The organism is Paenibacillus sp. J22R56, assembly GCF_056269375.1.
The window spans coordinates 224,034-240,017 of record NZ_JBWDNV010000008.1; the positions used below are offsets into that span (position 1 = coordinate 224,034).

At 47.0% G+C, this 15,984-nt stretch carries 12 protein-coding genes; 3 read left to right on the forward strand and 9 right to left on the reverse strand.

Annotation, left to right across the window (positions count from 1 at the left end):
- Positions 1–148: 148 nt before the first annotated feature.
- From htpG to AC0YNT_RS20110, 3 genes are all read right to left on the reverse strand, one after another.
- A complete protein-coding gene (htpG, locus tag AC0YNT_RS20100) occupies positions 149–2,032 on the reverse strand; it encodes a molecular chaperone HtpG (protein ID WP_167279103.1) in 1,884 nt (627 codons plus the stop codon).
- Positions 2,033–2,154: 122 nt separating this feature from the next.
- Positions 2,155–2,493 (reverse strand): hypothetical protein, encoded by a 339-nt coding sequence (locus AC0YNT_RS20105; RefSeq protein ID WP_475806231.1) that lies wholly within the window; start codon positions 2,491–2,493, stop codon positions 2,155–2,157.
- A 672-nt stretch (positions 2,494–3,165) separates the two neighbouring features.
- Positions 3,166–4,530 carry an MATE family efflux transporter gene (locus AC0YNT_RS20110; RefSeq protein ID WP_475806232.1) on the reverse strand — a complete coding sequence of 455 codons (1,365 nt, stop codon included), beginning with the start codon at positions 4,528–4,530 and terminating at the stop codon, positions 3,166–3,168.
- A gap of 174 nt (positions 4,531–4,704) precedes the next feature.
- Between AC0YNT_RS20110 and AC0YNT_RS20115 the strand changes: the two genes are divergently transcribed.
- Together AC0YNT_RS20115 and AC0YNT_RS20120 are read left to right on the forward strand one after the other, a co-directional pair.
- Positions 4,705–5,580 carry an AraC family transcriptional regulator gene (locus tag AC0YNT_RS20115; RefSeq protein WP_475806233.1) on the forward strand — a complete coding sequence of 292 codons (876 nt, stop codon included), beginning with the start codon at positions 4,705–4,707 and terminating at the stop codon, positions 5,578–5,580.
- Complete coding sequence (locus AC0YNT_RS20120) at positions 5,577–5,987, forward strand: cupin domain-containing protein (RefSeq protein ID WP_475806234.1); 411 nt, start codon at positions 5,577–5,579, stop codon at positions 5,985–5,987. Before AC0YNT_RS20115 ends, AC0YNT_RS20120 begins: the two co-directional genes overlap by 4 nt.
- A gap of 258 nt (positions 5,988–6,245) precedes the next feature.
- Here AC0YNT_RS20120 and AC0YNT_RS20125 read toward each other — a convergent pair whose 3' ends face one another.
- On the reverse strand, positions 6,246–7,325 hold the full coding sequence (locus tag AC0YNT_RS20125; protein ID WP_475806235.1) for a glycoside hydrolase family 172 protein: 1,080 nt from the start codon (positions 7,323–7,325) through the stop codon (positions 6,246–6,248).
- A gap of 45 nt (positions 7,326–7,370) precedes the next feature.
- Positions 7,371–9,779: a glycoside hydrolase family 2 TIM barrel-domain containing protein gene (locus tag AC0YNT_RS20130; protein ID WP_475806236.1), complete on the reverse strand. Its 2,409-nt coding sequence runs from the start codon at positions 9,777–9,779 to the stop codon at positions 7,371–7,373.
- A 123-nt stretch (positions 9,780–9,902) separates the two neighbouring features.
- Between AC0YNT_RS20130 and AC0YNT_RS20135 the strand changes: the two genes are divergently transcribed.
- On the forward strand, positions 9,903–10,751 hold the full coding sequence (locus AC0YNT_RS20135) for a helix-turn-helix domain-containing protein (protein WP_167279097.1): 849 nt from the start codon (positions 9,903–9,905) through the stop codon (positions 10,749–10,751).
- Positions 10,752–10,817: 66 nt separating this feature from the next.
- Here AC0YNT_RS20135 and AC0YNT_RS20140 read toward each other — a convergent pair whose 3' ends face one another.
- The 4 genes from AC0YNT_RS20140 to AC0YNT_RS20155 all read right to left on the reverse strand — a co-directional run bounded on the left by AC0YNT_RS20140 (position 10,818) and on the right by AC0YNT_RS20155 (position 15,979).
- Positions 10,818–11,495 (reverse strand): VOC family protein, encoded by a 678-nt coding sequence (locus AC0YNT_RS20140; RefSeq protein ID WP_475806237.1) that lies wholly within the window; start codon positions 11,493–11,495, stop codon positions 10,818–10,820.
- A gap of 211 nt (positions 11,496–11,706) precedes the next feature.
- Positions 11,707–12,834 carry an S-layer homology domain-containing protein gene (locus tag AC0YNT_RS20145; protein WP_475806238.1) on the reverse strand — a complete coding sequence of 376 codons (1,128 nt, stop codon included), beginning with the start codon at positions 12,832–12,834 and terminating at the stop codon, positions 11,707–11,709.
- A 200-nt stretch (positions 12,835–13,034) separates the two neighbouring features.
- Entirely contained in the window at positions 13,035–13,682 is a 648-nt protein-coding gene (locus AC0YNT_RS20150) for a hypothetical protein (RefSeq protein WP_475806239.1), read from the reverse strand.
- Positions 13,683–13,786: 104 nt separating this feature from the next.
- The gene (locus AC0YNT_RS20155; protein ID WP_475806240.1) at positions 13,787–15,979 is read right to left on the reverse strand and encodes an alpha-galactosidase; all 2,193 of its coding nucleotides are present in this window, start codon (positions 15,977–15,979) and stop codon (positions 13,787–13,789) included.
- Positions 15,980–15,984 lie beyond the last annotated feature (5 nt).

Sequence of the window (15,984 nt, forward strand, 5' to 3'; positions counted from 1 at the left end):
TATTGATAGATTCCGTCGCATAGGTATTTGGTAAACGCTACCATAGTGATACAAGCTTATGCGTGGCAGGTTGATGTTAGAACGAATGCGCAAAAAGCCGGCCCCAGGACATTGTCCTAAGGCCGGCCTCTACTGCTGATGCAGACGATTACACCATTATTTTACAAATATCGTTCGTGAATTGAACCGGATCCTGCACCGTCAAGCCTTCAATAAGAAGGGCTTGGTTATACAAAATGTTCGTGTACAGGTTCAGCTTCTGCTGGTCATTGCTATAAGCTTCCTTGAGTGCTTGGAACACTTCATGGTTAACGTTGATCTCCAGCACTTTGTCCGCTTTCACGTCTTGGCCGTTAGGCATAGCCTTCAGCACTTTCTCCATCTCGATGGTTACTTCGCCATCTGACGAAAGACAGACCGGATGGGATTTCAGACGTTTCGAAGCTTTTACGCCTGTAACTTTGTCGCCAAGCAGCTCTTTCATCGAAACAAACAGATCTTTGTTCTCCGTTGCTGCTTCTTCCTCAGCTTGCTTTTCTTCAGCATTCGACTCGATGCCGAGGTCGCCGCTTGATACGTTCTTGAACGACTTCTCTTTGTACGTTCCAATCATCTTGATCGCGAACTCATCGATATCGTCTGTGAAGTACAGCATCTCGTAGCCTTTGTCCGCCACGATCTCTGCTTGCGGCAGCTTCTCAAGACGGTCAATCGACTCGCCAGCTGCATAGTAGATGTACTTCTGATCTTCCGGCATACGTGATACGTATTCATCCAGCGTAACTTGCTTCTTCTCCTTCGAGGAGTAGAACAAGAGCAGGTCTTGCAGTGTATCTTTGTTCGCGCCGTAGTCGTTGTACACGCCAAACTTCAGCTGTCTGCCAAACGACTTGTAGAAGCCGTCGTACTTCTCACGGTCTTCCTTCAGCAGGCTTTGCAGCGTGCTCTTGATTTTGTTCTTAATGTTCTTCGCAATAAGCTGCAATTGACGGTCATGCTGCAGCAGTTCCCGGGAAATGTTCAGCGACAGATCCTCGGAATCAACCATCCCTTTCACGAAGCTGAAATAATCCGGCAGCAGATCCGCGCATTTGTCCATAATGAGGACACCGTTCGAATACAGCTCAAGACCTTTTTCAAATTCCTTCGTGTAATAGTCGAATGGCGTATTCTCTGGAATAAAGAGAATCGCGTTATAAACAACAGCACCATCCGCACTAATATGGAGATGCTTCAGCGGCTTATCAAAGCCGTAGCGCTTCTCGAAGTAGAAGTTATCGTAGTCTTCCTGCGTCAACTCACTTTTATTTTTACGCCAAATCGGCACCATGCTGTTGACGGTTTGTTCTTCTTGGTATTCCTCGAATTCGCCTTCGCTGCCTTCTTTCGGACGCTGGCCCTTCATATCCATCTTAATTGGGTAACGGATGAAGTCCGAGTATTTCTTGATGATGGCTCTGAGGCGGTATTCCTCAAGGAACTCATCGTAGTTATCGTCCTCAGTGTTTGGCTTGATCGTCATAATGATGTCCGTGCCGACTGTTTCTTTGTCCGCAGGTGTAATCGAATAGCCGTCAGCGCCTTCCGACTCCCACTTGTAAGCCTCTTTCTCGCCCAGCGCTTTACTGATTACTTCAACTTTGTCCGCTACCATAAACGCTGAGTAGAAGCCTACGCCAAATTGGCCAATAATGTTGTGGCCATCCTTCGCTTCGTTCTCCTTCTTGAACGCCAGCGATCCACTCTTTGCGATGACGCCAAGGTTGTTCTCCAGATCTTCCTGCGTCATGCCGATCCCCGTGTCGGAGAGAGTCAGCGTGCGGTTTGCTTTGTCAGCTGTTACTTTTATGTAATAGCTTTCTTTGTTGAATACCAGTTGATCATCTGTCAGTGCCTTATAGTAAATTTTGTCGATCGCATCACTGGCATTCGAGATCAGCTCTCTTAAGAAAATTTCGCGCTGTGTATAAATAGAGTTGATCATCATCTCCAAGAGGCGCTTCGATTCTGCTTTAAATTGTTGCTTTTCCATTGAGATAACGTTCTCCCTTCAGTTATTAAACTTGTTCGTTAGCACTCTCAATATCAGAGTGCTAATCCATAATCTAACTATATAATAACGGGTTTTTCGGTGTCAACCGGAAGACGTCCTCCTTATTCCAAAGCGAAGCCATTACCGTCATAACCTACATCGAATTCATCCGCGTAACGCTCGGCTTTCTGATCTTCAACCGCAATCTGACCTCTAGGTATTTCTTTCGTTGAATATATAGAATATTCGGTTGAGCCTTCATGTTCATACGATACCGGCGCACTAACTTTATAACCGTCTGCGAGGAGCTTTGCGCTTAACTGATTGATCCGCTCCTCTATGCCCGAGAAATAATATTGCTCAAGCGCGATTGTTGAACTGCTATTCTTTTGAATCGTGTTATTCTGGTTGCTGCAGCCTGCCACTAGCACAAACACGAGTAATAGAACATACCGGTACAATTACATTCCTCCAATGCTTGATTAGCATACTAGTTCAAGCTTGAAGCTGGTAATCCCTTCATTTAGGAGTATGTGATGCACAGCACCGGTGCTGCTCTAGCGCCACTTTACTTCACAGCCATCTCTTCGAGCGCCTGCCAAACGCAGACTGGATTTCGTACAACATAATCGCCCGTATTCACTCCACTGTCAATCGCAGACTGGATTTCATCCAATAGAAAAGACCTCAAGAGAGCAAATTGCCTCTATAGCGTCCATTTCATTGGATGAACTCCAACGCAGCTTTTGAGCAGCAAATCCATCCGCCATTATGGTGGATATTTTCCAACGTAGTGTTCCGCTGCACCAAAAAAAGAGGTGTCTCATAAGTCATTTAAAAAGACGATAGGTTTGGTACATGGATGCATAGCGATAAGACCCTCGCAGGGTCTTATGATTACTCATTTCACTTAACGATCACCCGATAAGACCCCAGCAGGGTCTTATTGGACCTCATACCGATTACAACGTGGCAGTTTTCTGCCAATTTCAAAAAAATAAGACCCTCGCAGGGTCTTATGATTACTAACTTCACTTAACTTTCACCCGATAAGACCCCCACAGGGTCTCATCGCATAACACAGCTAATCTTCCCAGGAGTTTTCCCTTGTGAGATACCTGACCAACATTCGTCTACACTGTCTGAACAGCAGCTGGCTGCTCGGCTTGCCGAGGCAGCTTGCGGCGGCCGAGCCAGCGCCAACCGACGAGGATCGCACGGAGGAACTCGTCGAGCAATAAGCCGAATAATACGCCTTTGACACCCATTCCGAGCACTACGCCAAATACATAAGCTCCGCCTGTTGCAAAGATCCACATGCCAAGGACACTACTCAGCGCAACAAACCTAGCTTCACCTATCGCCATCAAAGACTGATTGAACGAATACGTCCATGTACGCATCGGCTGCCAGACCATACACCAGAGGAATAATGGCAGTAGCAAGCTCGTAATCTCCTGATCAGAAGTGAACCACCCGACCGTCGTATTCCCAAATACATATAGCAGAACCGCAAGCGTAAGTGTCGGTATAATTCCAATTGCTGCGGCTTTATAAGGCGCTCGGTATACCTGGTCATACCGCTTTCCGCCGTATAACTGTCCACACTGAATTTGAACGGCCATCCCAATTGAATTACCAATCAGCCAAGGCAGCTGCTGGATAATGTTGAAGTAAGAAAATGCCGCGAGCTGGACAGCTCCCATCGAGGATACGATGGCCAGCGTTACGATCTGGGAATACCCCCATGATGCAGCATTACCCAGATTCGGCAGACCAATTCCGATCATTTCCTTCAGCAGCGGACGGTCGAATCCACGCCAGTCACTCCGCTGAAAAGGACTCGGGAATGATCGAAGCAGCAGCCATACTCCAACGATTACCGCAAGCAGGCGGCTGATGATGGTCGAGATCCCAATCCCTTCAATCCCCATCTGATGAACACCAAACTCCCCGAAAATAAACACATAGTTCAGTAGAACATGGACTGCGTTCATCCCAATAGCAATCATCATCGGCCCACGCGTATTGCCTGTATTTCGGATCATCACCGTCAGCATCATGGTCATCTCTGTTAGAATGGAGCATGCTCCAATAAACGTCATATAGGTAGTTGCCTGTGGCACCACTTCGGCAGGTGTACCCATGAGATGCACAATCGCCCCCGAGCCAAAAGCAAACAAGACACTGACAAGCGCTCCACCAATAACCCCAACTTTTATAGCCATAGCCGCTGCACGACGTGCTGTATTCGGGTCGCCCGCTCCCCATTTCCGCGCAATAATAATGCCTACACCACCGTTTATCAGCACAAAGATGGTTAACAAAGAACGCATAACCTGATTGGATACGCCTACTGCCGATACCGCGTTATCCCCAAGCTTACTGACCATCAAGGAGTCCACAGTTCCCATTAGAAATTGTAAAATCAACTCGATAGCAATCGGCCAAGCGAGTGTGTATAACGAAAGAGATTTGTCTGTCTTGATGCGAACCATTACTGTCTGCTGCCTCCCAGCTTGTTAAACAATTTTGCTCAACGAATCGTATATCCAACAATTCTTGAATCTGTGATAACATTAATCAATATAGAACTTTCAACCGTTAATGTCTTAATACTTCTTGTTCTTTATTATCCCAATCTTGCTAATCTGATTGCCGGAGGTTGCATCATGCGAAGAGACTTATGGGAAAATACAATCATGTCCGACCCTGCTCTGCCAATCAATGTATTTCACCCCACCTTCCGGCCCGGATGCTCACTAAGGCTTCATTGGCATGAGCATTTCGAGCTGATCTATGTAGATAGTGGTGAAGTCGTTTATCAAATTGGGGGACAACCCTTCCCGACCAAACCCGGCGATATGCTGTTCGTCAACAGCGGTGAACTGCACTCCGCCACTTCGCTTCATCCGAATGAACCGTTCACGGTCTATGCTTTTGTGTTTAACCCATCCATGCTGGGGCTGAAGGAGCCGCATATTGTAGACTTGGTCGCTCCGTATACGAACGGCTTATCGATGATCGCGAACCGGATCGAGCAGACAGATCCCTTTTATCCGCTTTTGAAACAGATCGCCATGCAGCTTGCCGACGAATTCGAGCAAAAGCGCCCTGGCTTCGAGCTTGCCGTCCGCTCCTACTGCCAACTGCTCTTCACCTGGCTCAGCCGGGAGTTTACCGTGAAGCAGCGCAGTGACACGGAGATGAATGCTTTTCGTACGAAGACTGACCAGTTCAAGGAGCTGCTTACTCTTCTTGAATCCGACATGACTGAACGTGTCACTGTTGAGCAGGCAGCTTCCTTCGTTCATTTGAGCCCGTACCATTTTTGCCGGATGTTCAAGAGAATGACTGGCCAAACATTGGTCCAATATATGAATCTGAACCGAGTCAATAAAGCAGAGTACCTGCTGAAAAATACATCGATGAGCGTCACAGATATTGCCGCCGAAGTCGGATGCAGCAGCATTAACAGCTTCTCGAAGCTGTTCCGTCAGCTTAGGGGCTTATCTCCACGTGATATGAGGAAGGGGCAGCCAATATGACTATCATTTCATCACCGTTAGCTGGGCAATTATTAGCGAACGCAGGAGCAAATCTCGTCATGGCAGAATGGACAGCCGAAGGATGTACAGCAGGAGCTGAGCCTATGAAGATTGCCCCGCTGCATATTCATCATGAGGATGACGAAGCCTGGTACATTTTGAAGGGGATACTTGGCTTCCAAATTGGAGAGCAGATGATTGAGGCACAAGTTGGTGATGCGGTAATCGCTCCTCGAGGGACCGCCCATACCTACTGGAATCCGGGGACCGAGGAAGCAAAATATCTCCTCATCATGACAACTCGAATTAATGAGTTAATTGAGGCCATACATTCAACCTCCGATAGAAGTATGGAAGCTATGAAACGGCTGTTCGAACACTATCAGTCAGAACTATTGGACCTATAATATAGAAAAAAGATGCCGTCCCAAAAGGCTTGTTGTTTGAGTCGAAGATATTCCATGCTCACCTTTATTTCTCGATCTCCTTGCACTTTTGTACATCGATCCTTTCCAACCTTACCTCGTTGATTCAAGGAATCCCTGAGCAATGGCGATCGAAAGAACATTAAAATGCGCAGGTTGCTGTTTAACCCTAAAACAAAAAGGTGGTGCCCCATCGTCATTTTCATGACTTATGGGGCACCACCCTTCATTTTCACAAAGCTAAATAATCTCCAACTCATCGAGGCTTGGCATAGCCGGATGAGCAGCATGCGGCTCAAGCTGATACCAATAAGCAACCGACGCAATATCGTCCTGCAGCGGCAGATAACGTCCATGCGAGCGCCAGCCTAGTGCCTGCACCGTCACTTTAAAATCTTCCTCGAAACGGATCGGGTCCATCACATGGAAACGGTACATGCCAAAGCGCTGGTTCGCCTTGTACAAGCCATCCGCCTTAATCGCCTGATGCATGCCAAGGAATGGCGTGGAGTACGTTACATATTGCCCGTTCATATCCCAGTTCCAAGCCCCGCCGAAATAATCCTCGGTACCTGTTCCACAGATTGTTGGATAATCCTTATCCCCATCCATGTAGAATTTCAGCTCGCCTTCTCCCCACCAGTTGTTGCTGTTGACCTGCCAGGCAAGATAAGTGCCGACATAATGACCTTTACCTTTAATGCCGTCAACAATCGTATGAACGTCCTTATATTTCACTGGATTGCTGCGACGCCACTGCGCGTGAAAATAAGCCATGTCCTCTGGAATTTCCGTAAGCGTGTAATTGATCTGGTAATACAGGAACGTAGATTCATGCGACAGATTGGTCATGACAATTCGTGCCTTCTTGCGGAAAGGCATCTCCCAATAACTGTTGAAGCCTCCAGCTGGATTAACCGAGATTGGCAGCGAATTGACCAGCGCCCGTTCACCCCAGCCGTTACAGAAGAAATCACCTACCGGCACACATACGGATGGATCCTCTTCCTCATCCCAGTAAATCTTGAAGATAAGGGATCTTACTGCCTGATGAGGACAGGTCAGCCAAATATTTTGAATCATACCCGGCCCGTCGATGACGCCCATCGTGAACTCTTCATGTCCTTCGATTTTTACGGAAGGGGACACTTTCCAGCCTAAACCTAAGTCACGGGCTGCCTGAGCACCCGTTCCTTCCGTCGCCATTGCTCCCTTGCCCTTCTCGCCCGTAAAATTTTCCGGCGAAATCGACCGCGTTACCGCGTTTGATACTCGTGCCAAATTACCAAGTCCCATGCCTAGTCCGTTAAATGCGTTCATATTTGCTAAATCCCTCCCAAGAGATGAATAGGCTGCGATGCCTGCTTATGCTTGCACGGTTTCAACAATATCTACCGATCTGATCGTTACCTTCGAAGTCCCAAGTCCTTCTGCCTCCGCGGTCACGACGATCTCTCCAACCTGCGTTGTGGTTCTTACATAGGCAAGAAGCTTGCCGTGATGGGCTTTCCGAGTTCTTGAGCTATACGGCTCCAAATCTTGAATATTGCCATTCTCCATCCCGATAATTTCACCAGGACCTTCAATAGACAGGGCAATAGGATAATCAGCTGTATAGACTGGACGGCCATCTTCATCCGTAATCTGAATCTCGATATGGGCAATATCCTGTCCATCGGCATGAAGCTCGACAGTATCCACGTTCACCTGCAATTGAGCCGGTTCCGATACCGTACTTAGCGTACAACTATGGATAGCTCCATCCTGCGCTTTCGCAACCACCTCTAACGTACCTTCTTCATAGGTGATTTCCCACGTCAGATACAACCGCGGGGCATCCGCCAGCTTTTTGCTGCCAAGCGACAGCCCGTTCAGGAACAGCTCCGCCTCTTCACAATTCGTATGACAGCTGACTCTCATCAGTTCTCCCGCTTCATAATTCCAATACGGATCGCCGCCGGTCCATCTTCTTGATCCCTTCTCCGCTTCGTCAGCTTTCATCGCCGTGAGGAAGACGACTGGCTTATCGCTCCATAAGCTTTGACGGTAATAATAGCTCGTCTTCTTAAAGCCGGCTGTATCCATAAATCCGGCACCAGCTACCCGCACTGGCCAGCCTCTTGCTTCACCCAAATAATCAATGCCCGTCCAGATGAACTGGGCACTAATTGCATCATTATCCCGGACAGCAAGCCAGGCTTCGAGGCTGGAGCTATTTTCGCTGCCGTAAGTGACCCGATCCGGATATTGCTGCAAATCATCTTTATACATATGCTCTTTGTAGTTGTAGCCTACGATATCGAGCGCTTCTGCATAGCCTGTTAAGTTCGATAATTCTGGGAAGGCTAGTGCTGCTGTAACCGGTCTAGTTGTATCACATTCCTTGACTGCTTTCGCAAGTCGTCTCGCAATCGTTGCCAGACGATCCGCGTTTGGCTTATTCGGATCATATTGCCGCTCGGCAGCCGGTTTGTTCGCATCATTATTGCCGGTCATTGTCTCGAAATAAGGATGGCAATACGGATCATTCGGGTAATCGACCTCATTGCCGATACTCCACATGATGATCGATGGATGGTTACGGTCACGCAGCACCATCTCCTTCAGATCAATCTCACCCCACTGCGGGAAATCCTCATAATAGCCAAAATGCTTCGGCGGGTAGACGTTATGGCCGGTTGACCATTTATTCTTCACGCCTTCCCATTCATCAAATGCTTCGTCAATAACAAGGAAGCCCATCTGATCGCACAGATCCAGCAAGTTAGAAGCTGGCGGGTTATGGCTCATCCGGACTGCATTACAGCCCATTTCCTTCAAAGCTTCAAGCCTGCGAACCCATACTTTTGCCGGAACAGCGGCACCTAGACCACCTGCATCGTGATGAACGCATACGCCTTTCATTTTCATATTAACGCCATTAAGGAAGAAGCCTTGAGCGGGGTCAAATGCGAACCAACGAATGCCGACCGGTGTCTCTACAAGATCGATCAACTCGCCGTCTTTGCTCACTTCTGTCCGCATGGTGTAAAGATAAGGAGTATCCGGCGACCAAAGCTTCGGATTCGCAACAATCATGGACTGCTCCGTATCTTTTGTAGACTCACCCGATACCGTTACGCTGTTGTTCACGGTTTGAACGATTTGCCCTGCTTGATCCAAGAGCACATTTCGAATCTGTACAGACTCATCCTTGGCATTTCCATTCGATAATCGAACGTCAACAGCCACCGTTGCCTGCTCCTCCGATACTTCTGGCGTGGTGATAAACACACCGTATGTATCAATATGAACCTGATCCGTAACGGTCACGTATACATCTCTATAAATACCGGAGCCAGTGAACCATCTGGAATCTGCAATGTCCTTATGGTCGACTTTCACCGTAATGACATTCGGGCTGTCGCCGAATGAAATAAAATTGGTTATATCATAAGTAAACGAGCTGTAGCCGTAAGGCCTTTTCCCGATATAATAGCTGTTGCACCACACCTGCGAATTATTGTAAACGCCTTCAAAAGTAATGAAGACACGTTTACCTTGGAGATCCGAAGGGAGGGATATCGATTTCCGGTACCAGCCTATTCCACCCGGCAAGTAGCCAGTTCCGCTGGAATGCTCCTCCGAGAACGGCTCCTCAACGGACCAATCATGAGGAAGAGTGACATTGCGCCAATTGGAATCATCAAAGCCTTTATACCAAGCACTAGGCTCATCGCCTCTATAAAACTTCCAGCCCAAATTGATATTATTAATGATACGCCCCTTGTTCATCTTCTTTCCCCTTTCGCATTCACAAAATTGCGATTCACCTAGATTATAGAGCTATAATAGGGAATATAGAATGAATCAAATTGCTGTAAACATACACAAAATTGTTTCAGGAGTGTGAGGCTTGTGATCAGTATTTCCGGCGATGCGCATAGTTGGCAGGAGCATGGCCTTAACAATACAGAGCAATTTCTAGCGGTCAATTGGTGTGGTTATCAAAGGCTTCAAACCAAAAGCTTGTCGCGTAATCGGGATCAAGGGCGAGTTGATTTTCAACTGATCTATATTACAGGGGGAAAAGGATTATTTCGCTTTCAAGATGAAACGATCGAGGTGACAAGCGGGAACTTCGTCATCTACACCCCGGGGCAGCCGCAGCATTACAGCTATCAAGCGGAGGATGGAACGGAAGCTTATTGGATTCATTTTACCGGATATAGTGCTTATGATTACTTGCAGCAATTTGGTCTGCTGAAGCAGTCCATTCATACGATTGGAATCATAGACGAAGTGATTGCATTGTTTAAAAAAATCATACAAGAACTAAACAGCCATATGCCGCTTCGTGGTCAGTTGACAACCGCTTATCTGCTCGAGATGCTTACCCTTCTAGGGAGAAGACTGCAGTCGACAGACGAGCTGGGATCACAAGGCCGGCATCCTGATATTAATCAGATGATTGCCTTCATGCATGAAAAATACAGCGACAACTTAAGTATCTCTGATCTTGCAGGAGAATGCAGCTTAAGTGTATTCCGGTTTATTCATAAGTTTAAGGAAGTAACCGGCATGACGCCGATGAAATATATTACCGACATTCGGATGAATGAAGCGAAAAAGCTCCTCTCCGAATCCTCTCTCCATGTGAAGGAAGTTGCAGCTGTTGTTGGCTACGATAATCCGCTGTACTTCAGCCGGATCTTCCGCAGCACGGTTGGCATTCCGCCAAGCGAATATAAGAAGCAGTTTCTATAAAAGATGTAACAGCGTTCCCGCTTCCATCCGATCAGTCAGACAAGCGGTCGTTACGGGAACTGCAATTTATGTGGGAGAGCTGGAGATTACTATCTCATAGGGATAGCCAGGGATAACAACTTTGTTGTTGCGTTTCCCAGCTATCGTTATCGAGAACGGTGTAATTCCCGCTTGTTCATTCGTAGGGAACCAGGTGCGCTCAACAGTTGCAGCAATAAACATGCCATGCTCATCTCCAATAGGCTGGAAAGTTGTCCCGTTGCCTCGCCAAGGAGCAAGGCCCAACTCTTTCGAGCAATAAGCAACCGTGTCCGCAACAACCTCTACTGGTAAGCCTAGCTCGCTGATGCCTAATAGATCTGTAATGGAAAAAGAACCATGCGATTGACTGACGAGGTTATGCCTAGCTATAAACTCAACAATATTGCCTGCGGCATCATAGAAATAACAGGCATGGGCATTCCAATCCTGGAAATGAAATACCTCGTCCTTGCCGTCACTAAGCAGCGGAGTCCGTTTCTTCAAATAGTGAACAGCATCCATCAACTTGTTCTCTTCTATATTAAAGGCAAAATGATAGATGCTTCTCTCATTAGTCTGATTAAAAGTTAATTTGGTATAACCTGCTTGGACAGTGAAAGAATCTGCTGATTCCTCTGTCAGCTTCAGGCCAAGAAGCTGGCTATAGAATTGCTTTTGCTCAGACAAAACAGTTGTGTGTAATGCTAAGTGCTGGATAATCATTTGACACTCTCCTTTCAAGCGATACCCTATCATTCATCGAAATAAAGGTAGTGCAGTTGCTGCATGCCACCCCCCTCGCCCTCTAGCTATGTTCGTATTTAACCAAGTTAAATCCTTCAAACTTCAGCTTAATATCGATATTATCCGAATTTTCGAGAAATCAAAAAAAAGCGGTGCAGAGTGCACCGCTTTCGTAACGTGGCGGAATGAGTTAATCCGCTGCTGGGACTTGCATTTTTTTTAATCCGAATTCTCCGAATTCTTCATCACTGTATTCCGGATCATCTTCAGACACATTATAAATTTTCCAGCTGTTGTCCTGCATTTTTTTGAAATGGTAAGTGGCGTCAGTCGGAATCCGCTGAGAATGCGTCATATCCGGAGCTACAATATTAATGATATAGGAGCCGCCTGTCGAATGAATAACAGCAAAACGGCTCGATTTGGATATAACCTCAAAGCTTTCCGGTGCAGTCAGCTCCACTGTAATCTTGATGCCTTCCTCTTTAAATGTCTCATAAAGATCATTGTCTAAACTAAGAATGGCCAACTCGTAACCAGTAAAATATTGTGCCTGAATCTCGCTGAGCTTATCGAATTGCTCTGTGTTGATCGCTTCTGCCTCTTTGGTGTTATCATCATTAATTACGGCACTAAATACAGCATCCTCAGGCAGATCACTCTTCTGCAGATCAAGAGCACGCTGGATCATTACAACAGCTTCAGCGCGAGTTGCGTTGGCAAAAGGCTTGAATGTAGTTGCCGTTGCACCCTTAACAATGCCCGCCTGACTTGCTTGCGTAATGAACGGTGCAGCGAAATATTCCGGAACGTCGGAGAATACCTTCGCTTCGCCTTCAAACGATACGGATGAGGTGAAGGCACGAACAACCATCGTCGCGATCTCACCACGTTTGATCAATTCATTAGGACCAAACTTGGTTTCGTTCAGACCGTTAACGATACCAAGGGAGCTTGCAACCGCGATCGGCTCAGAGTACCATTTGCCGGCAGGAACGTCAGTGAAGGTTTTGCCTGTTTCTTCTGTAGTCAGGCCAAGTGCGCGTACCAGAATGGATACGAACTCCGCACGGCTGATGGACATATCCGGCTTCAGATAGGTATCACCATAGGAATCAACGTATCCCTTAAGCAGATCCGCTGAAACGAAATTATCAAGCGCATCATAAGCCCAATGTTCGTCAATATCCATCGGTAAATATGTATACCAGGTGTCTTCCGCAGACGCAGCGCTTACTTTAGAAGCCTGGAATGGGAATGCAAGCAGAACAGCTGCTGCGAGCATAGTAAAAAGAAAATTACGGTAAAAAGTTTTCATGCGATATTCCTCTCTTGGTATGTAATAGAAATAGACCCTGTACGATAATACCAAATGAGATGTTCTAGTTCCAGAGAGAATAAGTAACTCAAATACCACATTTTTCAACAAAAAAAGGGCTGTCCCCGCGTCATCTTCATGTACGTGGGACAGCCCCTCCATTTGAGCTGCAATGCATCATCTGGACTATGAATCAAACGTTACAGCCTCTCGTATTTAACCAGATTAAATCCTTCATACTTTAATGTTAATCCACCGCTCAAGCCCTTCAGCTGTTCGGTTGGGATAAACACTTCCCGGCTGCTATTCCCATCATTAATCGGGATCACACTGCCGTCATCGGCATAATACTTCGGAAGAAACATCACATCACGATAAGATTGATCCTCGTTAAAAATCGTGCTCGTAACAAAGCTGCCCTTGCTGTACAGATAAGTAGGATCAAACTTTAATGTAATGTAGATATTGTCTGAATTCTTAGGCGGGTTGTGCCAGGCAACTGTCTCCAAATAAATTTTCGTATGATGATGATTGTAAATAAGTTTATGTAGCTGAAACACCTCTCCAGGCTTCCGCGGAATATAAGCAGGATCAATCCGGAAATCCAGCTTAATTGACTGCTGCTGGCTCGTGATCCGGTAACTGTTCTTGGAAAATATATTGTCCTCAATTGCCGACTGAGAATAGCGCTGCTGGAGCATGGCATGTATGGTCAAAATCAAAGGAGTCAGCATGAAAGCTATCAGCAAAGCGGCGAGGTTCCTCGTTGTCATCATCCGGTTAAGCGGATAACTGCGAATATTCACCTTCATCATAACCTCCTTCGTCTCCGATTGACTTACTACCATTGTACTCGTTCCCCGTTCCATACATATGCGCATTAGCAAAATTTATACAAACCTTCACACAAAAAAAGACTCTGAAAGGAACTATCCCTTCAGAGTCTTCTTACTTATTTCACCGCGCGGAAACGGTATACCTTACTTGCATAATCACCGTGGAACAGTGGTGTCTGCAGACCTGCGTGCATCAGCTCGTCACCGCCATATGCACCGTCTTCTCCATCAAGTGCATATTCAAGGTTAGGATCCAGCCCTTTCAGACGGATACGGTCAAGCTTGGCGTTCGCCTCCTGAAGGACAGATACATAGACAACAAATGCTTCGCTTTTGTCCTTCGATACGAACATCCATGCCGTCTCATTACCCTCAAATGGGCTGAGCAGCCGATAGAAATCACCGAATTGCACGAGAGGCCGCACATCTTTATAAAGAGCAACCTGCTCCTTCACAGCTTCTTTCTCTTCCTCTGTGAACACCGTCAAGTCCAGCTCATAACCAAAGTTACCGGACAAAGCTACATTTCCTCTTGTCTCAAGAGATGCTTTACGGCCTACCTGATGATTCGGAATCGCCGACACATGGGCGCCCATCGTACTAATCGGATAAACGATACTCGTACCGTATTGGATTTTCAGACGGGATACCGCATCGGTATTGTCACTTGTCCACGTTTGCGGCATGTAGTACAGCATACCTGGATCAAACCGTCCACCGCCGCCTGAGCAGCTTTCGAACAGGATATGCGAGAACTTAGAAGTGATTGTCTCAAGCACTTCATAAAGTCCCAGCATGTAGCGATGAGCAGTCTCACGCTGGCGATCCGCCGGCAGAAGTGCCGAACCAATCTCCGTCATATTGCGGTTCATGTCCCATTTTACATACGTAATTGGCGAGCTCGACAGAATATCCGATACGGTCTTCACGATGTAGTCTCTAACATCTTGGCGAGAGTAGTCGAGAATAAGCTGATTGCGGCCCTGCGATCTGCGGCGTCCTTCTACATGGAGACACCAATCCGGATGTGCCTTGTACAGCTCGCTCTCCGGCGAGATCATCTCTGGCTCGAACCACAGACCAAATTGCATATCCAGACGTTTCACCCGATCAACAAGATCCTCAAGTCCGTTCGGCAGCTTGTTACGGTCTACAAACCAGTCGCCAAGCGAGGTGGTGTCCGCATTCCGTTTGCCAAACCAGCCGTCATCCAGCACGAACATTTCAATGCCAAGCTCTTTGCCGGCTGTTGCTATTGCTTCGATTTTGTCTGCGTTGAAGTTGAAGTACGTTGCTTCCCAGTTATTCACGAGGATTGGACGAGTCTTGTCACGGAACTCACCACGAACAAGTCTTGTACGGTACAGCTCATGATAAATGCGGGACATACCGCCAAGTCCTTCCGGCGAGAAGACCATAACGGCTTCCGGTGTTTGGAACTGCTGACCTGCTTCAAGCTTCCAGTTAAAATCAAATGGATTAATGCCAATAAATAAACGCGAAGAATGATATTGATCAACCTCAACACCTGCGATAAAGCTGCCGCTGTAGACAAGGTTAACGCCATAAACATCACCATGATCCTCTGTCGTCCCTTCAGCAAGCAGCGCGAGGAAAGGATTTTGCATATGGCTGGAAGAACCGCGGCGGCTCTCAACAGACTGCATACCAGGCTCAAGCTTCCGTTTGTGCACATAACGCTCACGCGCCCAAGCGCCGGACAATTGCAGCATTTCGAAGTGATCATGAACAAAATCAACGCTCATGCTAAGCGCACGCTGCAGATCAAGAGTCATTTCACCACTGTTGATGAATTTCACAGAACGCGTAATCGCGTCATGATTCTCCAATACGGTATAGGACAAAACAGCAGTAAGTCCTGTCAGATCATCCTTCAGCGTCAGTTCAAGCGTCTGAGCTTCCGAGTCGGATTCTACGTAAACGGCAGGCAAGCCGTCGAGTTTCTTTTTACCGTCGAAGATTACATGGGAGTCATACGTCAATTCGCAAATCGTCGAGCCGTTTGGCAGCTTCACTTGGTAAGCCGGCGAGCGGAAATCCGTAGTTCCGTAAGAAGGGAACTCCTGCGGCAGCGCATCCAGCGACAGATTCAGCTGACCTTGATCAGGGTTCGGACTAAACGATGCTCTTTCTTTAATCTGAAGCAGACGATCAAGCTGCAAGCCTTTTACTTTACGGCCCCAATAGATATGAGCGGGATAACCCTGCTTCAGAATTTGAAAAGCATAGCTTGTATTCTTTGATTGCAGATGAAATAGATTTAGTTCCTTATCATAAAAAATAGCCATTGTCT